Origin of the sequence: Mycobacterium sp. pR1184 (genome assembly GCF_041287235.1) — a bacterium.
Classification (GTDB): domain Bacteria; phylum Actinomycetota; class Actinomycetes; order Mycobacteriales; family Mycobacteriaceae; genus Mycobacterium.
Genome location: NZ_JBGGKR010000011.1, coordinates 61,400 through 84,345, shown reverse-complemented (window position 1 = coordinate 84,345; position 22,946 = coordinate 61,400). Strand labels below are relative to the sequence as shown.

Annotated in this window: 21 protein-coding genes; 11 read left to right on the top strand and 10 right to left on the bottom strand. The window is 65.0% G+C overall.

Features of this window, described 5'->3' with window-relative positions; translation table 11 throughout:
* Positions 1–45: 45 nt before the first annotated feature.
* The 6 genes from ACAG21_RS19515 to ACAG21_RS19490 form a co-directional block, all read right to left on the bottom strand.
* Complete coding sequence (locus ACAG21_RS19515) at positions 46–1,251, bottom strand: cytochrome P450 (protein WP_370497907.1); 1,206 nt, start codon at positions 1,249–1,251, stop codon at positions 46–48.
* A gap of 127 nt (positions 1,252–1,378) precedes the next feature.
* A complete protein-coding gene (locus ACAG21_RS19510) occupies positions 1,379–2,206 on the bottom strand; it encodes an SDR family NAD(P)-dependent oxidoreductase (RefSeq protein WP_370497906.1) in 828 nt (275 codons plus the stop codon).
* The gene (locus tag ACAG21_RS19505; RefSeq protein ID WP_370497905.1) at positions 2,203–3,861 is read right to left on the bottom strand and encodes an acyl-CoA synthetase; all 1,659 of its coding nucleotides are present in this window, start codon (positions 3,859–3,861) and stop codon (positions 2,203–2,205) included. Before ACAG21_RS19505 ends, ACAG21_RS19510 begins: the two co-directional genes overlap by 4 nt.
* Before the next feature lie 8 nt (positions 3,862–3,869).
* Positions 3,870–4,490 (bottom strand): PaaI family thioesterase, encoded by a 621-nt coding sequence (locus tag ACAG21_RS19500; protein ID WP_370497904.1) that lies wholly within the window; start codon positions 4,488–4,490, stop codon positions 3,870–3,872.
* Positions 4,487–5,125: a cysteine hydrolase gene (locus ACAG21_RS19495; RefSeq protein ID WP_370497903.1), complete on the bottom strand. Its 639-nt coding sequence runs from the start codon at positions 5,123–5,125 to the stop codon at positions 4,487–4,489. The genes ACAG21_RS19500 and ACAG21_RS19495 overlap by 4 nt, the downstream gene beginning before the upstream one ends.
* Entirely contained in the window at positions 5,122–6,114 is a 993-nt protein-coding gene (locus ACAG21_RS19490) for a Rieske 2Fe-2S domain-containing protein (protein ID WP_370497902.1), read from the bottom strand. Before ACAG21_RS19490 ends, ACAG21_RS19495 begins: the two co-directional genes overlap by 4 nt.
* A 100-nt stretch (positions 6,115–6,214) precedes the next feature.
* On the opposite strand from ACAG21_RS19490, the gene ACAG21_RS19485 reads away from it, so the two are divergent.
* From ACAG21_RS19485 to ACAG21_RS19470, 4 genes are read left to right on the top strand one after another with little or no spacing between them, the layout of a single operon-like run.
* Entirely contained in the window at positions 6,215–7,846 is a 1,632-nt protein-coding gene (locus ACAG21_RS19485; protein WP_370497901.1) for a flavin-containing monooxygenase, read from the top strand.
* Between the two features lie 30 nt (positions 7,847–7,876).
* Positions 7,877–9,025 (top strand): alpha/beta hydrolase, encoded by a 1,149-nt coding sequence (locus ACAG21_RS19480; RefSeq protein WP_370497900.1) that lies wholly within the window; start codon positions 7,877–7,879, stop codon positions 9,023–9,025.
* A complete protein-coding gene (locus ACAG21_RS19475; protein ID WP_370497899.1) occupies positions 9,022–9,402 on the top strand; it encodes a nuclear transport factor 2 family protein in 381 nt (126 codons plus the stop codon). The genes ACAG21_RS19480 and ACAG21_RS19475 overlap by 4 nt, the downstream gene beginning before the upstream one ends.
* The gene (locus ACAG21_RS19470) at positions 9,399–10,448 is read left to right on the top strand and encodes a TIGR03857 family LLM class F420-dependent oxidoreductase (protein ID WP_370497898.1); all 1,050 of its coding nucleotides are present in this window, start codon (positions 9,399–9,401) and stop codon (positions 10,446–10,448) included. Before ACAG21_RS19475 ends, ACAG21_RS19470 begins: the two co-directional genes overlap by 4 nt.
* Here the strand turns inward: ACAG21_RS19470 and ACAG21_RS19465 are convergent.
* Positions 10,438–11,934 (bottom strand): acyl-CoA carboxylase subunit beta, encoded by a 1,497-nt coding sequence (locus tag ACAG21_RS19465; RefSeq protein ID WP_370497897.1) that lies wholly within the window; start codon positions 11,932–11,934, stop codon positions 10,438–10,440. The genes ACAG21_RS19470 and ACAG21_RS19465 overlap by 11 nt on opposite strands.
* 87 nt (positions 11,935–12,021) lie before the next feature.
* Between ACAG21_RS19465 and ACAG21_RS19460 the strand changes: the two genes are divergently transcribed.
* From ACAG21_RS19460 to ACAG21_RS19440, 5 genes are all read left to right on the top strand, one after another.
* A complete protein-coding gene (locus ACAG21_RS19460) occupies positions 12,022–13,041 on the top strand; it encodes an LLM class F420-dependent oxidoreductase (RefSeq protein ID WP_370497896.1) in 1,020 nt (339 codons plus the stop codon).
* Positions 13,042–13,052: 11 nt separating this feature from the next.
* Entirely contained in the window at positions 13,053–14,273 is a 1,221-nt protein-coding gene (locus ACAG21_RS19455; protein ID WP_370498026.1) for a cytochrome P450, read from the top strand.
* A gap of 91 nt (positions 14,274–14,364) precedes the next feature.
* On the top strand, positions 14,365–14,991 hold the full coding sequence (locus tag ACAG21_RS19450) for a TetR/AcrR family transcriptional regulator (RefSeq protein WP_370497895.1): 627 nt from the start codon (positions 14,365–14,367) through the stop codon (positions 14,989–14,991).
* 12 nt (positions 14,992–15,003) lie between these two features.
* Positions 15,004–15,681, top strand: coding sequence for a hypothetical protein (locus ACAG21_RS19445; RefSeq protein WP_370497894.1), 678 nt, complete (start codon positions 15,004–15,006; stop codon positions 15,679–15,681).
* 2 nt (positions 15,682–15,683) lie between these two features.
* Positions 15,684–17,588 carry a YhgE/Pip family protein gene (locus ACAG21_RS19440; RefSeq protein WP_370497893.1) on the top strand — a complete coding sequence of 635 codons (1,905 nt, stop codon included), beginning with the start codon at positions 15,684–15,686 and terminating at the stop codon, positions 17,586–17,588.
* Positions 17,589–17,638: 50 nt separating this feature from the next.
* On the opposite strand, the gene ACAG21_RS19435 is transcribed toward ACAG21_RS19440, so the two are convergent.
* Positions 17,639–18,889, bottom strand: a complete 1,251-nt coding sequence (locus ACAG21_RS19435) for a PPE family protein (protein ID WP_370497892.1) — start codon at positions 18,887–18,889, stop codon at positions 17,639–17,641.
* Between the two features lie 378 nt (positions 18,890–19,267).
* Between ACAG21_RS19435 and ACAG21_RS19430 the strand changes: the two genes are divergently transcribed.
* Both ACAG21_RS19430 and ACAG21_RS19425 read left to right on the top strand, forming a co-directional pair.
* Positions 19,268–19,708 (top strand): VOC family protein, encoded by a 441-nt coding sequence (locus tag ACAG21_RS19430; RefSeq protein ID WP_370497891.1) that lies wholly within the window; start codon positions 19,268–19,270, stop codon positions 19,706–19,708.
* Positions 19,705–20,439, top strand: coding sequence for an SDR family NAD(P)-dependent oxidoreductase (locus ACAG21_RS19425; protein WP_370497890.1), 735 nt, complete (start codon positions 19,705–19,707; stop codon positions 20,437–20,439). Before ACAG21_RS19430 ends, ACAG21_RS19425 begins: the two co-directional genes overlap by 4 nt.
* Positions 20,440–20,442: 3 nt before the next feature.
* On the opposite strand, the gene ACAG21_RS19420 is transcribed toward ACAG21_RS19425, so the two are convergent.
* Complete coding sequence (locus ACAG21_RS19420) at positions 20,443–21,600, bottom strand: Zn-dependent alcohol dehydrogenase (protein WP_370497889.1); 1,158 nt, start codon at positions 21,598–21,600, stop codon at positions 20,443–20,445.
* The gene (locus ACAG21_RS19415; RefSeq protein ID WP_370497888.1) at positions 21,597–22,823 is read right to left on the bottom strand and encodes a cytochrome P450; all 1,227 of its coding nucleotides are present in this window, start codon (positions 22,821–22,823) and stop codon (positions 21,597–21,599) included. Before ACAG21_RS19415 ends, ACAG21_RS19420 begins: the two co-directional genes overlap by 4 nt.
* Positions 22,824–22,946 lie beyond the last annotated feature (123 nt).

The following is a 22,946-nucleotide window of genomic DNA, read 5'->3' as shown; positions in this document are numbered from 1 at the left end:
ACCAACTCCGTTGTCGTCAGGCCCTACGTTTCTTAACCGCGGACGCTACTTGGCGTCGAACGTCACGGGAAGCACCGTCGGCGATCGGAAGGGCTGGCCGTGGATGTGCGGGTCGTCGTCGGTGAGCACCGTGAAGTTGGTCAACCGGCTCAGTAGGCATTCGATCGCGGCACGCGTCTCCAGCCGTGCCAAGTGCAGACCCAGGCAGGTGTGCTCACCGGCGGCGAATGAAATGTGCGGAATGGCCTTGCGGAAGATGTCGAACTCTTCGGACCGCGCCCAGCGCGTTTCGTCCCGGTTGGCCGAGCCGATGCACACCCCGATCACCGAGCGCGCCGGAATCGTGACGCCTTCCAGTTCGGTGTCCTCGGTCGTGAACCGCTGCACGGTGGTCAGCGGCGTCTCGTAGCGCAGGCCTTCCTCGATCGCCTGGCCGATCAGGGCGTGATCGGCTTGTACGGCGGCGAACTGTTCGGGGTGGGTGAGCAACAGATACAGCAGGTTTCCCGAGGACCGGTAGGTGGTTTCCAGCCCGGCGGGCAACAACAGCCGCAGGAACGAATAGATGGCCTCGTCGCTGAGCTTTTCGCCGTCGATCTCGGCCGTAACCAGATCGCCGATGATGTCCGCTGTGGGCTTGGACTTGCGCTTCTCGATCTGCTCGACGAAGTAATCCTTCAGTGCCGCCGACGCCTCGAAGGCCTTCTCGTAGTTGACGTGGTAGCTGATCAATTGCACGGCGCGCTTACGGAACACCGGCAGGTCTTCGTCCGGCAGGCCCAGCAGCCGGGCGATCACGCGGGTGGGGAACTCGAACGTGTAGTTGCGGATGAGGTCGGCGGTGCCGCTTTCGATGAATTCGTCGATCAGCGCGTTGCAGATCGGCCGCACGATCGTCGGTTCCCACTGTGCCAGGGCCCGGGACTTGAACGCGGCCGATACCAGGTTGCGGTGTTCGCGATGCTTCCTGCCTTCCATCGCCAGAATGGTCGGGCCCATGAACAGGCCGATCGTCTTGTCATAGGGCTTGGAGCTGAACACCCGCCCGTCCCGGAACACCGTGTTGACCGCGTTGAACGACACCGCGGAGTACTCGTTCTTGGGCTGCATGGACTCGGGCGTCTTGGTGTAATCCATGACCGTCCCGCGGAAGACACCGGACTGACGGCGCTTGTGGGCGAAGTACGGATAGGGGTCACGCAGATCGACGGTTTCCTCGCCGGTGCCAGTGGTGTGAACGTTTGTCGTCACCTAGATCTCCAGCATCTTCTTCCGTCTCAGCGCACCAGGACAGTCATTACGTAAGATCGTACTGTAATTACTACAGTAGACAACGTGGGGTTAGGACCCGTCGCCGCCTCAAGGGCAGCCCGCGCCCCTAGCGCGCGTTGGGACTCAGCCTCGCGGCGTACGCCATCAGGTCGGCGTATCGGACACCGAGCAGGCGCGGCAGCGCCGCCATCACCCGCCCGTCGGCTCCGACCAGGATTCGGGCGCGATTCTTCTCGGCTCCGCGCAGGATGATCTGAGCGGCCTTCTCCGGCGACGTCAGTGCCATTCGGCTGAAGTACTTCGCCGCCTGCTCGGGATCTTCGGTCTGCGCGGCGCGCATGTTCGTCCCGAAATTGGTGCGTACCACGCCCGGGTGCACGCAATGTACCGTCACCGGGTGGCGCTGCAGGATCATCTCTTCGCGCAGCGCCTCGGTGAAGCCCCGCACCGCGAATTTCGAAGTGCTGTAAGCACCTTGGTAGGGGACCGCGATCAGGCCGAACGCGCTGGACAGGTTGACCAATCGCGCGGGTCGCTGGGTAGTCCCGGATTCGATCAGCTGCGGCAGAAAGGCTTTGGTCCCGCTGACCACGCCACCGATGTTGATGCCGACGAGCCAGTCGAAGTCCTTCCAGGACATGTCCGCCACGCTGGCGAACAGGTCGACCCCGGCGTTGTTGAACAGCATCGATGCCGGCCCGAGATCGCGGCGGACGTCTTCGGCGTGCCCGCACACCGCATCGCGGTCCGCGACGTTGACTTGATACGTGGTGACGTGGCCCGACCGGCACATGGCCTGTGTCGCAGCCAGATTCGCCGTGTCGATGTCGGAGGCCGCCACGTGCGCTCCGCCTTGAGTGAGCGCATAGGTCAAGGCGCGCCCGATTCCGGACCCGGCACCGGTGACGACGGCGACACGATCCTGATACTTCATGAATTCCCTTGTCCGGCTTGCTCGCGCGCCCAGCGGTAATCGGCCTTGCCCGATGGACTGCGCTCGATGGCGGGGCGAAAGACGACCGACTTGGGAAGCTTGTAGCGAGCCAGCGATTGCGCGGCATGCGTCACCAGATCCTTGGCATCGGCGTGCGCCCCTTCGGCCAGCGCTACGACGGCGACGACCTCTTGACCCCAGCGTTCGCTGGGCCGTCCCGCAACCACCACATCGGCCACCGCGGGATGGGAGGCGATCGCGGTTTCGACCTCCTCGACGAAGATCTTCTCGCCGCCGGAGTTGATCGTCACCGAATCGCGGCCCAGTAACTCGATGCTGGCGTCCTCGCGGTGGCGGGCCCGGTCCCCCGGAACTGCATACCGCACACCGCCGATCACCGGGAAGGTCGCCGCGGTCTTGGCCGCATCGCCCTTGTAACCGAGTGGAATGAAACCGCGTTGGGCCAGCCAGCCGATTCCGTCGTGTCCCGGGGGCAGTATCGACGACAGATCCTCGGATGCCACGAAGGCATCGGGTCCGGCGTTGAAGGTGCCGGTGGACACCGCGCCGGACGCCGACATGTGATGCATCTGCGCCCCGGTCTCCGAGGATCCGACACCGTCCACCACAACGGCATTCGGCAGCGCTTCGATCAAGCGCTGCTTGACATACGGCGTCAGCAGGGCACCGCCGTTGGCGATCACGCCCAGCGACGACACGTCCGCGAGGCCCTTCTCCAGGGCGGCGAGCAACGGCCGGGCCATCGCGTCGCCGACCACCGTCACCACCGAGACCCGTTCGCGCTCAATCGTGCGGACCACGTCGTCGGCGTCCAAATGGTCTACGACCGAAGGGAATACGACGGACTGTCCGGTGGTCAGGGCGGTCATCACGCTCCACTGCGCCGCACCATGGATCAGTGGCGGCAAGATCATCAATTTGGTTCCTGGGGCGGCGGCCGCTCGTTCTACGATCTCGTCGACCGAGCCGGCGGGTTCGCCAGTCATCAGACTGCGGCCGCCGAACGACGTCATGAAGATGTCGTGCTGGCGCCACAGCACACCCTTCGGCATCCCCGTGGTGCCGCCGGTGTAGAGGACGTACAGGTCGTCGGGTGAGTGCTGCACCGGTGGCGGCGTCGACGGGCTGGAATCGATGATGGTGTCGTAATCGACTGCGCCGTGGACCAAGTCGTTGCGCGAGTCGTCAGCGATCTGGATCAGCACGCGTAGCTTCGGGAGCTCGGGCAGGACTTCGGCCACCCGTGGCGCGAACGCGCCGTGGTACACCAGCGCTGTCGCGCCCGAGTCCGCGAGTAGATACTGCAGCTCGCTTTTGACGTAACGGAAGTTGACGTTGAACGGTGCCACGCGGGCTCCGAAGGCGCCGAGTAACGATTCGACGAATTCGTTTCCGTTGTAGGCGTACAGGCCGAGCAGGTCCTGGCCCACCTCATGACCGGCCAGCCCCGAGCGCTCGGTGTGGCAGCCCAGGCCCCGAGAGTGCAGATACGCCGCGAGACGGTTGGCCCGCTCGATGGTCTGCGCGTAGCTGAATCGCCGCTCGCCCTGGATCAGCAGCTCCCGGTCGCCGATCGCGTCCGCGACCGCGCGAGCGACGGCCGTGACCGTGAATTGTGTTGCGGTGTCAGACATTCTGGCCCTCACGGCTGGTGGGGTAGCAGGCGGACCATCAGGCCGTTGGCCTCGCTGAGTACCGCACCGTCGGCCGACGTCATCGCCGAGGAGATGAAGACTTTCCTGCCTTCGGTATTGCCGATTCGTCCCTTGGCGATCAGCGGCTCGTCGATCGGGGTGATCTTGCGGTAGTCGACGTGCAGGTAGGCGGTCCGGGTCGGGCGAATGCCCGCGGTGGAGACGACCATGCCGAACAGCCAGTCATAGAACAGCGGGATCATGCCGCCGTGCACCGCGTTGTTGCCCCCGACGTGAGACCGGCTGAAGTGGCCTTCCATCGTGACGCCGTCGGGTCCGGACTCCGTCAGGGTCCATGGCGGTAGCAGCGGATGGCCCAGCCCGGGCAATTCGAGAACGCGTCCGGCCGGCGCCACGTGCTCTGGAGCCTGGTGGCCGTCGAGCATGGCACAGGCGTTTTCGACGTGCTGTGCGGCACTTGCCCACAGCGAGCTGTCCGGGTTGGTCGACACCGTCAGATCCTGCAGACGGCGCATCGCCGCAGCGAATCGGCCCAGCTCAGGCGGTGCGTTATCGACTGGAGAGATTTCCGGGAACCCACCGCGGGTGCCGGAGGCGGTGTCGGTCATGAGGATCCTTTGGCCTGCTGCTGCCAGATTTGGAGCAGATCGTCGGTCGTGGTGATGGTTGCCAGCAGCGACAGCGTGTTGGCGATCATCGCTGCACCGTACTCGGTGGGAATGCCCGCGACAGCGTCCCGGGGGATCACAACGCGATAGGCGGCATTGACCGCGTCCATGACAACGTTGGGTATCGCGATATTCAGCGAGACGCCGACCACGACGAGCGTGGACACCCCGAGGTTGCGCAACACCGCATCCAGGTCGGTGCCACCCATCGGTCCCACCCCGTGCCAGCGGCGCAGAATCAAATCCGTTGGCTCGGGACCTAATTCGGGCAGTACGTCCGCGCCGGGGGTACCGGGAGTGATGTCCACCTGGTTGCCGCCGCTCATCGCGAAGATCTTGGCATTGTGGTTGGACCCAAGCCCGTCGGGACGGCGCTGCACCAGGCAGTGCACGACATGCACGCCGGCCGCCCGGGCCGCGGGCAACAGCCGCACGATGTTGGGCAGTGCCTCGCGGCGGGCTTCCTCGGCGAGCATGGCCAGCCCGGCGTCCGGGCCCATGACCGCGCCCTGACACTCCTGGGCGATGATCGCCGTGCGTGCGGGCGTGACGAGGTCGGCCAGGTGTGGCTTCATGCCGGCACGTCGTAGAACTGTGTCGCCCATTTTCGCAGTGCCATATAGCCTTTCGCGTCGACCTTGGACAGTGCCGGATTTTCGACGTACTTCTGGTAGCGCCAGATTTCCAAGTCGTCGAATACGGTGGACAGGAACTGCTTTTCGATCAGGTCGCGCAGTTTGCCCTCGGGTACATCCGAGTCATCACCGGGGATGCGCGGCCACCAGATCGAATAGAACAGGTCCGAGCACTCGTCGTCGACCGGCGTGCAGGTGAAGATCAGGCGATGATTCTGCGCGCCCTCGAAGACGCTGATCGCCCCGCCGAGCCCGAACAGGTGGCTGTGGAACCGTAATGCGAGATCGTCGGGATTGTCACTGCGCGCATCCGGCCAGCCCGCGACGAATTGCCATTCCTGGTCGACGATCTTCCAGTCCAGCACCCGCGGTGTCACCGTCGCGTGGTGGACGTACTCGAAATGGGCGCTGTCCGGGGCGTTCTCCGCGACGATCTGCGGATGCACCGGTTCGCGCGCGGCACGCCTGGAGAACTCCGGATACGCCCGGTAGTAGCCGGCCGGATCCGTCTCGAACTGCGGGAACTTCCGGAAAATGTCCGGCATCTGCCACTGCGGCTGTTTGCCGTCGGGGTGATGCCAGATGAAGACGCAGTCGTATTGCTCCTGGACCGGATACGACTTGAGCCGCAGCGCCTTGTTGGGACGGTCCGGCTGATAGGGGATGTAGCGGTTGGTGCCGTCCGGGCCCCAGCGCCAGCCGTGGAAGGGGCACTGGACGCAGTCGCCGACCACCTTGCCGCCGTGACCGATGTGGGCGCCGAGGTGTTTGCAATGTCCTTCCAGCACGTGCAGCTCGCCCGAGTCGTCGCGGTAGGCGACCAGATCCTCACCGAAGTACTGCAGCGGCCGGACCTCGCCGACGGGGAACTCCGGGGACCACCCGACCATGAACCATCCGGTGACTTTCCAGGTGAACGGCACTTTCACGCTGGCGCCTCTCGTGATCGTTGATACTAGATCCGTTACAGTATAGATTTCAGCAGTTCGTTGCGTGCTCGGCAAGGAGTGAAATGACGGCAACGGCCCGATGACGCAAGTGCCGGAACACGGCGCATCTTTCGACGTGCTGGTGATCGGTGCCGGGTTCTCCGGCCTGTACATGCTGCATCGGTTACGGCAGCTCGGCTTGCGTACCCGAGTGCTGGAGATGGCTGAAAACGTCGGCGGCACCTGGCTGTTCAACCGCTACCCGGGCGCGCGATGCGACATCGAAAGCATCGAATACTCCTACAGCTTCTCCGAAGAGATTCAGCAGGAATGGGTCTGGACCGAGTCGATGCCGGCCCAGCCGGAGATCGAGGCGTACCTGAACTTCGTCGCCGACCGGCTGGACCTGCGGCGCGATATCGCGTTCCACACCAAGGTCGTCGCGATGGAGTTCGACGAAGAGGCCGCGGTGTGGCTGGTGCGCACTGAATCCGGTGAAGCCTTTGTCGCACCGTTCGTCGTCGCGGCCTCCGGCATCCTGTCGGTGCCGCTCGACCCCGACATCCCCGGAATGAAGACGTTCGCCGGAACCTCGCTGTTCACCAGCCGCTGGCCCAACGAGGGCTCCGACCTCACTGGCAAGCGGGTCGGCGTCATCGGCACCGGCTCGACCGGAGTTCAGCTGATTCCCGTGGTGGCTCAACAAGCCTTGCAGCTCTGCGTGTTTCAGCGATCACCCGCATACACCCTGCCCTGGCGCGTGCACCGCTTCGAACCTGGCGAGCTCGACCAGATGAAAGGTCGCTACGGCGAGATCCGCGAAGCCCAGCGGGCCCACCCGATCGGGGCGGCGCGGTTGAGCGCCTTTTCCGTCCTGCTGGAAATGCTGAGTAGTCCGGCGATCAAGTCGGCGTCGCGCGAAGAGCAACTGCGCGCCATCGAGGAAAACGGCGTGATGGGCGCGCTCAACTGGAGCGACGTCTTCTTCGACATCGAAGCCAACCGGATGGCCGCCCGGCTTTACGGCGAAGCCGTGGCTCGCATCGTCAAGGATCCGCAGACGGCGGCGTCGTTGGTGCCGGTGCATCCGTTCGCCTGCAAGCGGCCGATCATCGACCAGGGTTACTACCAGACCTACAACCGGGACAACGTCACCCTCATCGACCTGCGCAAGTCGCCAATTCGCGAAATCACCGCGAACGGCATCCGCACCGAAGCCACTGAGTATGAGCTCGACGTGATCGTCTACGCCACCGGGTTCGACGCGATGACCGGGGCGCTGTCCCGCATCGACATCCGGGGCCGCGACGCGATATCGCTCGGTGAATTCTGGGCCACCGAGGGGCCGCTGTCCTACCTCGGGCTGGCGGTCGCCGGGTTCCCGAATCTGTTCACCATCCAGGGTCCGGGCAGCCCGAGCGCCGCCACGAACTTCGTCGCGGCGCTGGAACAACACGTGGAGTGGATCGGTGATTGCATCGCACATCTGCGCGACAACGGAATACGCACGATCGAAGCGCTGAGTACCGCCCAACAGGAGTGGATCGACCACGCCACCGCGCTGGTCGCGCCGACGGTGTTAGTTCACCCGTCCTGTAACTCCTGGTACAACGGCGGTAACGTGCCCGGCAAGAAGCGGATGTACATGGGCTACACCGGTGGGATCCCCGAATATCGGCGCCGCTGCGACGAAATCGCCGCCGCGGGATATACCGGTTTCAAGTTGGCATGATTGATTCGGCGCTGGTTTAAGGTGAGCGGCATGGCTGGATTTTCGCTGGCGAGACGTTCCTTCGACTTCGGCCGCGAACTGGGCATGGTGCTGCCGCGCACCGTGGCCGGACTCAACGAATCAACGGGTTGGGCACCCTTCTCGCCGCGGGGAGCGCGCCAGTTCGGTGAGGTCATGCTGGACGAACTTGTCCTGAGTGGCTTTTCGCTGTTGGGCGCAAACGTGACAACGGACATCCGGCCGCTGAGCGCATGCCAGCCGGCGGCCGAGGAGTTGTCGACACTGGGCATCGACGGTGCGCATGCCGCGCCAAAACCGCTGCAGGTCAAGTCGATACGGCGTCACCGCATCGGCGGACTGGCGTTCGAAAGGATGACTTTCGAACATGACCCGCAGCTCCCGGAAACGCTCGCGGCCCACGGCCTGAGCGGTCCGGCGCGCGCGGTGGTGCACCTGTGCCGCCACCGTGACCGGCCGCGGCCGTGGCTGATCTGGGTGCACGGAGCCGGCCAGGGCGGCACCGAGGATTTGTTGCTGTCTCGCGTCGGCCACATCCACCACACGTTGGGGTTCAACGTCGCGATGCCAGTGCAGCCCGGCCACGGGTGCCGGCGCCGCGAATGGCCGGCCTACCCGGACATGGATCCACTCGGCAACGTCGCGGGCATGATGCGCTCGGTGTCGGAGGTACGCGCCGTGGTGCGCTGGGTACAACCACAGGCCAGTACCGTTGTGGTGTCCGGTATTTCGATGGGCACCCCGGTCGCCGCGCTGGTTTCGCACCTGGAGCGCCACATCGACGCGGTGGCGCTGTACACCCCGATTCTGGGCCTCAACGCGATGATCGCCCGGCACCTCTCCCGCTGGGGATCGGCGCGCGACGGATTCCGGGACCTGTTGGGATCCCCGGTGGTCGCGCAGCTGACATCGGTGATCGATCCGCTGGCGGTCGATCCGGCCCCGCCGCCGCAGCGCCGGCTGATCGTCGGGGCCTGGCACGATCGCATGGCGATGCGTGAACCCACCGACGCGTTGCAGCAACGCTGGGGCGGTCAGCTGTACTGGTACGACGGCAGCCACGTGGGTCACATCTTCTCCCGGCGCGTGCAAAAGGTTTCCGAGCGATTCCTGCGCGAGGTGGTCTCGCAGAACGGGCCAGAACCGGTGTCCCAGCGATGACGGCGGTTCGGACGGCGCGCGAAGTCGTCGAACTCTACAACCTGGTGGTGTGGAACGAACGCGACATCGAACTGGCCGAAGAGCTGTTGGGGGACACGGTGATCCGTCACGAGGTCGGTACGGCGCGGACACTCACTCATGCTGAGGCCGTTGCCCGGGTCGCGGACATGTGGGCGCAAGTCGAGTCGTTGCACTTCGACCTCAACGTCGTGATCGCGAATGAGGATGGCGAACACGTCGCGATCGTCTACGACTCGACCATCTCCACCGTCGACGGCGACCAAACCCACATCGCCAGCATCGAGGTGTTCCGCGTCGTTGCCGGCCGGATCACCGAAGTCTGGAATTGCGGCTACCACCAAGGAGTTTGGAATTGACTGATCGGGTGCTCGACGAATTGGGCTACTACCTGCTGGCCGGGGCCGGAGGTGAAGGCCCGGCGTCTTTGATGGACGAAGCTCGCCGCGGCGAGGAGCTGGGCTTCGGCACCGCGTTCATCTCCGAGCGCTGGAACGTCAAGGAAGCGTCGTCATTGGTCGGGGCGGCGTGCGCGGTGACCAACCGAATGCAGATCGCCACTGCCGCAACCAATCACAACACCCGGCATCCGCTGATTACCGGATCGTGGGCGACAACGATGCACCGGCTGTCCCGCGGACGGTTCACGCTGGGCATCGGCCGTGGCATCGCCGCGATCTACGGCGCGTTCGGCATCCCGGCGGTGACGACCGCACAGATGGAGGACTGGGCTCAGGTGATGCGCCGGCTATTCCACGGCGAGCTGATCTTCAACCACGAAGGCCCGATGGGCAAATACCCGATCCTGTTCCTCGACCCGGACTTCAACGAGGACATCCGACTCGCGCTGGTGGCGTTCGGGCCCAACACCCTCGCGCTGGGCGGCCGAGCATTCGACGACGTCATCCTGCACACCTATTTCACACCGGCGACGTTGCAGCGCTGCGTCAAAACCGTCAAGACCGCGGCGGAAAAGGCGGGCCGCGACCCCGACAGCGTGCGGGTGTGGTCCTGTTTCGCGACGGTCGGCGATCATCTTCCCGAAGCGCTGCGGCTGAAGAAGACCGTCGCCCGGCTGGCCACCTACCTGCAGGGCTACGGCGACTTGATGGTGCAGACCAACGACTGGGATCCCGCTGTACTGGAACGCTTCCGGGCAGATTCCGTTGTCACGTCGATCGCAGGGGGGATCGACCACAAGGCCACGGCCGAGCAGATCGAGCACATCGCGACGCTGATTCCCGACGAGTGGCTGGAGCCCTCTGCCACCGGTTCGGCGAGTCAGTGTGCCGATCGCATTCGCAAGGAGTTCGAATACGGGGCGGACGCGCTGATCATGCACGGCGCGACACCCGACGAGCTCGAGCCGGTCGTCACGGCCTACCGCGGCGATCTCAGGGCATGATCACGGTCCGGCTCACCGGCTGCGCGGCGGCCTGACGAGCCGACAAACCTCGTAGCAGGGAGGCCAGCAACGCGTCACGGGTCTCGCGGGGATCGATGAGTTCGTCGAATCCCATGCTTTCGGCCGAGCGGAAGGACGCCTGCAACTCGGCGTCACGCAACTTCGCGGTGACGTCTTCGCCGGCGTGCGTCGCCCGGCCCAGCGCGGCCGCGCTCATCGCACCCATCGTCGCGCCGGGGTAGGCGAAGGTCGCGGACTGGCTGTCGAAACCCAACAGCGACATGACCATCGAGCCGAACCCGTATGCCTTGCGCAGCGTCACATGCAGCTTGACGGTGGTGGCCGCCGTCTGGGCGGCGAACATCCGGGCGCCGGCGCGCAGCACACCGCTGCGCTCCGACCGGCTACCGGGCAGCATGCCAGGATTGTCGGCGAAGAAAACCAGCGGCAGATGGAATGAATCGGCCACCATGATGAAATGCGCCGCCTTGTCCGCGGCGTCGGCGTCAATCGAACCGGCGAGCACGTTGGGCTGGTTCGCAACGACCGCGACCGGATGACTACCGAGATGGGCCAGCGCGCAGATGATCGCCTTGCCGTACTGCGGCTGGACCTCGAACCAGTCCGGCCGGTCGAAGACCACGTCGAGCACGGCGCGCATGTCATAGACGCGGCGGTTGTCGCGCGAAACGATGTCGAGTAGTTCCGGCGTCGGCCGCGGCTCGCTGTCTGCGTCGCGGGGCCGCGGGGTGGGGTAGGACCAGGCGCTGGGCGGGAAGTACGACAGGTAACGCCGGATGTCGGCAATGACGGTCTCGTCGTCATCGGCCACATTGTGGATCACTCCGCTGGGCAAGGCGGTGACTGGGCCGCCGAGGTCCTCCTTCGAAATGTCTTCTCCCGTCGACTCTTTCACGACTGGGGGCCCGGCGGTGAAGATCGCGCCCTGGGCGCTCATGATCCGGAAGTCGCATACCGGTGCCACCAGCGCGCCGTGTCCGGCCGAGGGGCCCAACACAGCGGCGACCGTCGGCACCTTGCCCGAGCACTGCGCCTGAGCGAGCAGGTCGGTGGGGGCGCGGCCGTAGTGCCCCCCGCCGGGGCGGAAGCCGGCGCCTTCGAGCAGCATCACCAGCGGAGTCTTGTCGCGCAGTGCCAATTCGGCGATGCGATAGCGCTTCGAGTTGCCGCCGGGCCCGATGCTGCCGGCCATCGTGGTGAAGTCCTCGGCGCCCAGCATCACCGGTGAGCCGTTGATCTCACCCGATCCCACGACCAGTGCGTCGGCCGCCACCTCGCCGCCGACGAGCGTGCCGATTTCGCGGAAGGTGCCCGGGTCGAGGAGCCGCTCGATGCGCGCGCGGGCGTCGAGCTTGCCCTTGGCGTGGTGCTTGTCGAGCCGCTCCGGGCCGCCCATGCCCCGCGCGTGCTGACGCCGGCGGGCGAGGTCTTCGAGCGTTTCCTCCCAATCCGGGGGTTTTGTCATGCGTCAGTCCTACCTCTCGCGGATGCGATCGCGCGCGCCTGGTCCTGCAGGGTCACATACTGGATTGCTTACTGTAAAGTTACCCGCATGCCTGACGGCCCCCGGCTCAAGATCGACGGTGGCATCCCCAATCGCCTCGACAGCGTGGTGGAAGCAGTCGGCCACCTGGAACAACACGGTTACGACGGGGGCTGGACGGCCGAAACCAGTCACGACCCGTTTCTGCCGCTGCTGCTGGCGGCCGAACACACGTCTCGGCTCGATCTGGGCACCAACATCGCGGTGGCGTTCGCGCGTAATCCGATGACCGTCGCCAACGTCGCGTGGGATTTGCAGGCGTACTCTCACGGCCGCTTCATTCTCGGTTTGGGCACCCAGATCCAGCCGCACATCGAGAAGCGATTCAGCATGCCGTGGAGTCATCCGGCCCGCCGGATGCGCGAATTCGTCTCCGCGCTGCACGCCATCTGGTCGGCATGGAACGGCGAAGCGAAACTGAGTTTCGAGGGCGACTTCTATACCCACAAGATCATGACGCCGATGTTCACCCCGGAGCAGCACCCGTACCCGGTGCCGAAGGTGTTCATTGCGGCCGTCGGTGAAGTGATGACCGAGATGTGTGGCGAGGTCGGCGACGGCCACCTCGGTCACCCGATGGTTTCCCAGCGCTACCTCAACGAGGTGACGGTGCCGGCACTGATGCGCGGGGCCCAGCGCGCTGGGCGTGGTCGTTCGGATTTCGAGATCTCGGCCGAGGTCATCGTCGCGACCGGCGAGAACGACGCCGAACTGGAAGCCGCCATGACGGCCGCCCGCAAACAGATCGCCTTCTACGGCTCCACGCCGGCCTATCGCAGGGTGCTCGAGCTGCACGGCTGGGGCGATCTGCACACCGAGCTGAATCGTCGGTCCAAGCAAGGCGAGTGGGACGCGATGGGATCGCTGATCGACGACGACATGCTGGGTGCTTTCGCGGTCGTCGGTCCCGTCGACACGGTCGGGGCCGCGCTGCATAGCCGGTGTGCCGGCGTCGATCGCGTACTGCCGATCTTCTACAACGCTTCGCAGTCCTGTATTACCGCCGCAATGAAGGAGTTTCGCCAGTGAGCACAACGACGATGGACGACGCCGGAAAGTGTTTGGCAGATCCGTTGGCGTACACCGACGAGACGCGGCTACACGCGGCGCTGGCTCACCTGCGTGCCGCCGCGCCGGTGTCGTGGGTTGAGGTGCCGGACTACAAGCCGTTCTGGGCGATCACCAAACACGCCGACATCATGGACATCGAGCGCGAGAACATGACGTTCACCAACTGGCCGCGCCCGGTGCTGACCACCACCGTAGGCGACGAGCTGCAAGCCAACGCCGGGGTGCGCACGCTGATTCACATGGACGACCCGCAGCACCGGGTGGTACGCGCGATCGGCTCGGACTGGTTTCGGCCAAAGGCCATGCGCGCGATGAAGCTTCGCGTCGACGAGCTCGCCAAAATCTACGTGGACAAGATGCTGGCCGTCGGGCCGGAATGCGATTTCGTCCAGCAGGTCGCGGTGAACTACCCGCTGTTCGTGATCATGTCCTTACTCGGCATTCCGGAGGCCGACTTCGCGCGCATGCTCAAGCTCACCCAGGAGCTGTTCGGAAGTGAAGACAGCGAATTCAAGCGCGGCACGTCGAATGAGGACCAAATCCCGGCACTGCTCGACATGTTCGGTTACTTCAACGACGTGACCGCCTCGCGCCGCGAGCACCCCACCGAGGACCTTGCCTCGGCGATCGCCAATGCCCGTGTCGACGGCGAGCCGCTCTCCGACATCGACACCGTGTCCTACTACCTGATTGTGGCCACCGCGGGTCACGACACTACCAGCGCGACCATATCCGGTGGTATGCAGGCACTTATCGAAAACCCGGACCAGCTGGAGCGGCTGCGCGGTGATCTCGACCTGATGTCGTTGGCCACCGAGGAGATGATCCGTTGGGTCACCCCGGTCAAGGAGTTCATGCGGACCGCCAACCAGGACACCACCGTGCGCGGTGTGCCGATTGCGGCAGGGGATTCGGTGCTGCTGTCCTACGTGTCGGGCAATCGCGACGAGGATGTCTTCGACGACCCGTTCCGCTTCGACGTCGGGCGTGACCCCAATAAGCACCTCGCCTTCGGCTACGGCGTGCACTTCTGCATGGGTGCCGCGCTGGCCCGGATGGAAGTCAACAGCTTCTTTTCCGAGCTACTGCCCAGGCTGAAATCGATTGAGCTGACCGGTGATCCGGAGCTGGTCGCCACCACGTTCGTCGGCGGCCTCAAGCACCTGCCGGTGCGCTACTCGCTGGTCTGAGCCGGGGTCAGGGAGTCAGCACCGACTGCGCTGATGGCCTCGACCGCAGTGACCTTCGATACTAGTTAGTATCTAACCGATACCGGAGGGTATGCTGCTGGGCATGTCACCCGTGAAGCCCCTTCGCACCCGCCCGACCCGGGGCGAGGTGCGCGACCGGATCCTGGATGCGGCGTCGAAAGTGTTCGCGGCCGAGGGGTTTGCCGGTGCCACCATCGACGCGATCGGCCAGGCCGCGGGCTTCACCAAGGGTGCGGTCTATTCGAACTTCGAGTCCAAGGACGAACTGTTCCTGGCGCTGGTCGACCGCGAGTTCGAGCTGCGCGGCGAACAGATCGCGATAGCGCTGGACAGCAGCGGCGGCGACACCGCCGCCGCCGCCCGGGAAGTGAGCCGGTCGGTGCTCGACTCGGTTCGCGGACGTTCGGACTACTACGTGCTGCTCGTGGAGTACTGGCTGCGTGCCCAGCGTGATCCGCTGCTTCGCGAGCGGCTGATCGGGCGTCGTCGCGCCGCGGCCGACGAAGCCCTGCGCATCGTCGAATCGACCGACACCGTGCCGTCGGACCGGCGGCTGGCCGACGTCGCCCAGCTCGTCGTCACGCTCAATCTGGGCGTTGCGATGGAGGAGGTCCTGCGGCCCGGAAGCATCAACCCAGACCTGCTCGCGCAACTGATCACCGCACTGCTGGAATCGATCCCGCCCTCGAGCACGTAGGAAGAGCCACGCATGGACACCAAAGACGAGCCGGACACCAGCGCGCCGGTGATCACCGCCACCGGATTAGGCGTCGACGGCGAGCACGGGCCTATCTTCTCGGGCGTCGACCTCGCCCTGGCGCCGGGTTTCCAGGCGATCCAGATGCCCGGGGGCCCTGGGCAGACCACGCTGCTGTTGACGCTCGCGGGCCGCTTCAAGGCCACGCACGGCTCGCTGAGCGTGCTCGGCGAATCGACGCCGCGCGCGATCCGACGGCACTGCGCGATCGCCGCTTTCGACGACATCGATGAGCTGGAGGAGTCGGTGACCGTGGCGACGGTGCTCGCCGAGCAGCGCCGGTGGCTGGCGCCGTGGTATTCGCTGGTGCCGCTGCAAGCCGGTCAGGCCGAGCTGACGGAGGTTTTCGGCGACATACCCCCGCCGTCCCCGGACACTTACATCGTCGAATTGTCGGATTTAGAGCTGTTTTTGCTGCGCATCACGCTGGCGCTGCTGTCGAATCGCCCGATCCTGGTGGTCGGTGACCTCGAGCAAGTGCGCGACAACGCCCGGCGAGCGATCGCGGTGGACCGGCTCGGCGTGATCGCACAGCAGCGCACCGTCGTGGTCGGCGTCACCAACCCGTTGGGCACCGACGCGCCCGAGCACGAACTTCACGATCAACGCGTCCTGACCGGAGGGGATTGAAGATGTTGGCTGGACTCGCATTCGGCTCGGAGATCAAACGGTTCGGTCGCAGCCGTTTGACACGCGTGGCGATCGTCGTGCTGATGCTGCTGCCGCTGGTGTACGGGGCGCTGTATTTGTGGGCGTTTTGGGATCCCTTCGGCCACACCAACAAAATGCCGGTGGCCTTGGTCAATTCCGACCGCGGCGCCGTCGTTTCCGGGGAGCAGTTCAACGCCGGCGACGAGATCGCCAAGAGCCTGACGGCCGACGGCAGTCTGGACTGGCACGTGGTGAACTTGGCGGAAGCGCGCGACGGGGTCGACCACGGCAAGTACTACTTCATGGTCGAGTTGCCGCCGGACTTCAGCGCGGCGATCGCGTCGCCGGTGACCGGGCAGCCGAAGAAGGCCAACCTGATTGCCTTCTACAACGACGCCAACAACTACATCTCCACGAGCATCGGTCGCACCGCCATCAACCAGGTGCTCAACGCCGTGTCCAGCCGGATCTCCGGACAGGCTGTCAATCACATGCTGTCGGTGGTGATTTCGTCCGGTGCGGGTATCAAGCAGGCAGCCGACGGCGCCGCCCGACTCGATGACGGCGCCGGCCAGCTGGTCAACGGCCTCGACACCGCGCGCTCCGGGTCCGCGCGGCTTGCCACCGGCGCCCAGCAACTCTCCGACGGGATCAACCAGGCCACCGACCCGTTGCTCACGGTCACCAGGGCGCTGTCGCAGATCGGCGGCAACACGCAGCAGCTGCAGCAGGGCGCGGCCGCGCTGCAGCAGGCCAACGACCAGATCGGCGCCATCGCCACGGCACAGGACGGCGCCGCGGACTCGCTGTCACCGGTGATCGATCAGCTCGCCGCACGAGGGGACCCGTTGGCCAACAACCTGCGCGGCATCCAGGACCAGCTGCGGGGCCATCAGTTCACACCGCAGATCCGCCAGCACCTCACCGACGCGCAGAACGCGGCGATCGCGATGACGTCGGCGCTGCGCACACCCGGCAGCCCGCTGGGATCGGCCCTCGACCAGGTCGGCGACAAGGGCCAAGAGCTGACGAACAAGCTCACCCAGCTGCGCGACGGAGCCCAGCAGCTCGCGTCGGGCAACGCTGAATTGGCAAGCGGAATAGCCAAACTCGATGACGGTGCACATCAGCTCAAGGCAGGATCGGCCGAGCTGTCGACCAAACTCGCCGACGGGGCCAAGCAGTTGCCGAACTGGACGACCCAGCAAAAGGATGCGGTCGCCGACACCATCGGCGGCCCGGTGCAGCTCGCAGCCTCGCATGAGAATGCCGCGCCCAACTTCGGTACCGGCATGGCCCCGTTCTTCCTGACGTTGGCCCTGTTCTTTGGCGCGTTAGTACTGTGGATGGTATTGCGGCCCTTGCAGAGTCGCGCGATTGCCGCGGAGGTGCTCGAAATCCGCGTGGTGCTCGCCAGCTACCTGCCGGCGGCCGCGATCGCGTTGTTCCAGGCGATCATTCTCTACTGCGTGGTCAGGTTTGCCCTCGGCGTGCACGCGGTGCACCCGGTAGCGATGCTGGGATTCATGATTCTCATTTCCGCCACATTCGTGGCTGCAACTCAGGCGATCAACGCGCTCGTGGGCCCGGCGGTCGGGCGCGTGCTGATCATGGCCCTGCTGATGCTGCAACTGGTCAGTGCCGGCGGCCTGTACCCGGTGGAAACCACGTCACAACCGTTCCAGATACTGCATCGCTTCGACCCGATGACATACGGCGTCAACGGATTACGCCAGCTCATCCTCGGCGGGATCGACGCGCGGCTCTGGCAGGCGGTCACCGTGCTTGTCGCGATAACTGCTGTGGCGCTGGCGATCTCGTCGCTGTCCGCGCGGCGAGACCGCGTCTGGAATCTCAGCAGGCTGATCCCCGCGATCAAGATGTAGCGGCTCGGCAGCCCGTCCGCGCAGCAATGACGCTGTATGCCAGGTGAATTCTAGCCCGCCACGCCGGCCAGGTCGGCCGCCGCGACGTCCACACCCGAGAGGCCTTGCACGAACTGCGCCAGAGCTTGCGCGTCGAGCTGCGGTTGAATTCCCGCCGTCCCCGCCAGGCCTGGCGAGGCAGCCAGTGGTGCTGCGGCCGCCGCGCCCGAACTAGAAGCAATAGGAGTGACGGTGTTGATGGTGACGGCGACCGGGATGTTGCCCATGTTGGTAATGGTGGCGCCGCCGGCGCCGACGGTGGCGGTGATGGTATTGCTCATGCCGTTTCCAATTGCGCCGATCGCGGTGCCGTTGCCGGTAACGGTGACGGAGCCGCTGACGAGCGAGGCCCCGACGGCATCACTGGCGGAGGAGGGCATGAGGGTAATGGGGCCCGTAGTTGCGCTCACGGTAGTGCCGGCTGCATAGGCGATGCCGTTTGAGTCAACAGCTGAATTGGTGAGGGCAACGGCGCTGCCGGTGTTGACGGTGACGGACGTCAAGCTGGCGATCGTGGCGTCGGGGGTCGAGGTGGTAATGCTGCCATCGAAGTAGATCACGGCGCCGGTATCCAGGGTCACGGTGCTACCTGCCGGCGCGGTAACTGAATCGCCCGGCGCGAGGGTCTGGCTGGCGGCGGCTTGCGCGCTGAGCTGTTGCATGACGGATTGGGTTCGCGCACTGTTGTTTTGGGCAGCGGTTCTAGCGACCGCATTGGCCTGGTCCGCCTGGCCGTTCTCATTGGTGGTCTGCTGGGGCTCGTTGAAGGATTCCAGCGTGCTGGCGGTTTCCGAGTCGGCGGCGTAGGTATACATGGCGGTGGCGTCTTGGATCCACATCTGCATGTACTGGGCTTCGGTGGCCGCGATCGCCGGGGTGTTCTGCCCGAAGAAGTTGGTGGCGACCAATACCAGCAGTTGCGCCCGGTTGGCGGCGATCACCGGCGGCGGCACCGTCATCGCGTACGCAACCTCGTAGGCAGCCGCGGCGGTGTAGGCCTGCACCGCGGTCTGTGCGGCCTGAGCGGCGCTGGCTTGTAGCCACACCACCTGGCGCGTACCCGCGGCCGCCATCCGCATCGCGGACGGCCCTAACCAATGGCCGGTCAATCCGGAGATCTCCGACGAGCACCCGGCCGCGGCGGATTCCAGCTGGGCCGCCACCGCGTCCCAGCTCGCCGCAGCGGCGAGCATCGGCCCTGATCCCGGGCCGGCATACATGAGCCCCGAGTTGATCTCCGGCGGTAGCAACCCAAAGTCCATGTCGTAAACCCTTTTTCGAGTCGACCGGGTAATCCTGGCCAAGAGTACAAACAAGCCGTCCTGATCTAAACACGATTGCGCTGAACTCTTGATGACCTCGCACTGAACTTCAATTCTTCAGAAGCGAAGCGCCACAGCAATTTTCAAGATCATTTTGGCTACCGCCTCAGCCCGGTTGATATCGGCGCGAGCGGGCCGCTAGTGCAATATTGACCGATGGGTAAATTACTGCATACTCGCCCGTTAACAATTGCGGTACGAGCGGCCCCGCAACGGCACAACAAATTCGCGCCGCTGAGCACTTGCTTAACCCCCGCTCGCTACACTCACGGGTGGACTTCGGCCAGCATCATTGGGTTGAAACGCGGGAGGTAACTCGTGCTCGGTGTGCACCATTCGGCGATCTGCACCTCCGATGTCGAACGCTCGCTTCGGTTCTGGCGCGACGGCCTCGGCTTGACCCAATTGATGGACTACGAGTTCGCCGGCGATTGGCCAGCGCTGTTCGGCGCCACGTCCGATCGGCTGCGGTCGATCTTTCTGGGCGATCCGGACAAACCGGGCAGCGGGAGCGTTGAGCTCGTGGAATTGGCGGGCGCCGATACGGCATCACCGGAATCCACTGCGCTGCGGCACGGCTTCATGTTGCTCTCGTTGCAGCGCGAGGTCGACGAGACGCTCGAGACGTTGGCGGCATTGGGTTTCACCGACGGCGTCCGTCGCATCGACGTCGTCGCCCCGGACGGAAGGACCGTCGCGATGGCGGTGATCACCGCACCCGACGGTGTGCTTGTCGAGTTGATCGGGCGGGCGAAATGAGCACCGCACTGGTGACCGGTGGTGCGTCCGGCATCGGTCGTGAAGTCGCAAAGCAGCTGCGCGACGTGGGCCACGATGTCGTGGTGTGGGACCTGGCCGACGGCGACATCGATTGCGACATAAGCGATCCCGACGCGGTCTCATCGGCGATGGAACGAACTGTCCAGGAACACAGTGTGCCCACCCGCGTGGTTACCTGTGCCGCGATCGGGGCGGCGGGAGTTCTGCTCGAACAGTCGCCCGCGCAGTGGCAACGGGTGCTCGGGGTCAATCTCACCGGCACCTGGTTGACGATCCGCGCGGCGGCCCAAGCCATGATCGACGCCGGTGCGGGCGGTTCGATTGTCGCGGTGTCCAGCATCAGCGGTTCTATCGCTGATCGTGACATGGGCGCCTATTGCGTATCGAAGGCAGGCGTGGACATGTTGGTCAAGGTCGCCGCCGTGGAGTGGGGGCCATACGGCATCAGGGTGAACGCCGTCGGGCCCGGTGTCACCCGGACGCCGATGCTGCCCAACCCGGAAGCACTGCCGGGCTGGGTGGAGGGGTTGACCGAACGCACCGCGCTCGGCGGACTGGGCCAGGCCGACGAGGTGGCGGAGGCCATCGTCGGTGTGCTCGAATTACCCTGGGTCACAGGCCAGGTCGTGCATGCCGACGGTGGCCTGTCCTTGCACAGCCCGATCGACTCCTACGGCCAGATGCGGCGAGTGGCGGGCCGTCGAAAATAGCAGCTATTCGATCTCGAAATCGATGACGCCCCGCACGATTCGGCCGTTTCGCAGGTCGTCGTAAGCGTTGTTGATGTCATCGAGGTGATAGCGCCGGGTGATCATCTCGTCGAGCAGCAGCCGGCCGGTCTGGTAGAGCCGGGCCAGCCGAAAGACGTCGGCTTTCGGATTGCACGAACCGAATACGGTGCCGGCGAGGGATTTGTTGGACAGGATGAAATCCTGCAGATCGATCTTGACCGAACTGGTCAGCTGCGAGGTCATACCGGTCAGCACACAGGTCCCGCCCTTGCGGGTGAGCCGCACCGCGTCGCGGACGTCGTCGGGAGTGATCAGCGACGGCGAGACCACGACAGCGTCGGCCATGACCCCGTAGCTCAGTTCGCGCACCAGATCCATTGCCTCGACTGCGGATGCGGCGGTATGGGTGGCGCCGAATTGCAACGCAGACTTCTGTTTGAACTCCACCGGATCGACCGCGACGATGTGTGCGGCACCACCGACCCGGGCGCCCTGAATCGCGCCCGTGCCGATCCCCCCTACGCCGATCACGACGACGGTGTCACCCGGTCGCATATTGGAGCGATTGGCCACCGAGCCGAACCCGGTCGGTATCGCGCAGGACAACAGCGCGCTGGGTACCAGTGGCAGGTGCGGCTCGATTTTCACCAGCGAATTCGTCGACACCACAGTGTGTTTGGAGAACGCGCCAACCTTGGCCAGATGGCCAAGCGGCTTGCCGTCGGCCGTGTGGTGGCGGTAGGTGCCGTCGGTCGGCATGCCCGGGGTCAGCACGCCGGCGCCCATGTCGCAGATGTACTCCATGCCGCTTGCGCACCAGCGGCACTGTCCGCACACGGCGACGAACGACATCACCACGTGGTCGCCGGGCACAAATTCCGTTACGCCGGGGCCGACTTCGCGTACCACGCCCGAACCCTCGTGACCTCCGATCATCGGGAACATGGTGGGCAATCCCAGCGAGCGCAGCATCTCGTTGGGTGCCGACATGTCACCGGAGAGGATGTGATCGTCGGAGTGGCACATCCCCGCGGCGGCCATCTCGACCAGCACCTCGCCGGCCCGCGGTGCATCCAGTTCGAAATCCTCGACAGACCAGGGGCCGCCGACGTCGTGCAGGATCGCCGCGCGGCTTTTCATGCGGCGGGCGTGAACGTGACGGGAAGCTTGTTCGGCGACCGGAAGGTGAGGCCGATGATCTTGGACTCCTCGCCGGTGCCGTCGTCGGGAACAAAGGCGAGGTTCGAAACGCGGTCGAGCAGGCTGTTCAGCATGACCCTGGTTTCCAGCCGTGCCAAGTGCATTCCAAGGCACATGTGGATGCCGCCGGCGAATGCGATGTGGGCTTGGCGCGGCCGATTGATGTCAAAGCGATTGGGTTCGGGCCAACGGCTTTCGTCGCGGTTGGCCGAGCCCATACACATGTCGATCTGCGCGTCGGCGGGGATTGTCTTGCCGCCGATTTCGACTTCTTCGGTGGTAGTACGCATGACCATGGTCAGCGGCGTCTCGAACCGCAGGCCTTCTTCGATGGCGGCGGGGATCAGTGACCGGTCCTGTCGGACCATTTCCAGTTGTTCGGGGTGGGTCAGCAGTAGGTACAGCAGGTTGCCCGACGAACGGTAGGTCGTCTCCAGTCCGGCGGGTAGCAGTAACCGCAAGAACGCGATGATCGCGTCGTCGGTGAGCTTCTCGCCGTCGATCTCGGCGGCGACCAAGTCGCCGATGATGTCGTTGGTGAGCTTGCGGCGCCGCTGTTCGACCTGCTCGAGGAAGTAGCCGTGCAGCTCGCTGGCGGCATTGAGCCCCGCCATGATGTCGGTCGGAATCGAAATGAGGTCAAGCGACAGCCGACGGAACATGTCGAGATCCTCCGGGGGAAGCCCAAGCAACACCGAGATGATCCGGGTCGGGAACTCGAACGTCAGCGCCTTGACCAGATCGGCATGACAGTCGTTTTTGATTTCGTCGATCAGCTGATCGCACACCGGCCCGATGACCGACGGCTCCCACCGCTCCAGCGCGGTGGCCCGAAAAGCCTTGGCCACCAGGCTGCGGTGGTCGTGATGTTCTTTGCCGCCCATCGCCAGAATGGTGTGCCCCATGACCAATCCGATGGTCTTCTCATAAGCGGCCGACGTGAAGATCCGGTCGTCGCGGAAGGCTTGGAACACACCGTCATAGCCGAACAACACCCACTCGTCGTTCGGCCGCAGCTCCTCGGGCATCTGCGAGTGGTCGCCCAGGGCGCCGTGCCAGACCGGCTCGGTGCGTCGCATGTACTCGTAGAACGGATAGGGGCTGGTTTCACCGGTGTAATCGAGGGTGACGGGCTGGCCGACGTTGTCGGTGCTTAACGGCATCAGCGCTCCTCCTGAGCAACCGGTAAGGCCGTTGACGTGGGTCGGTGCTGACCGCCCCGGCGTCTTCGGCGGGTGTTCCGAGCGGATTTTCGCTATCATAGTATAAATAGCAAGGCTTGTGAT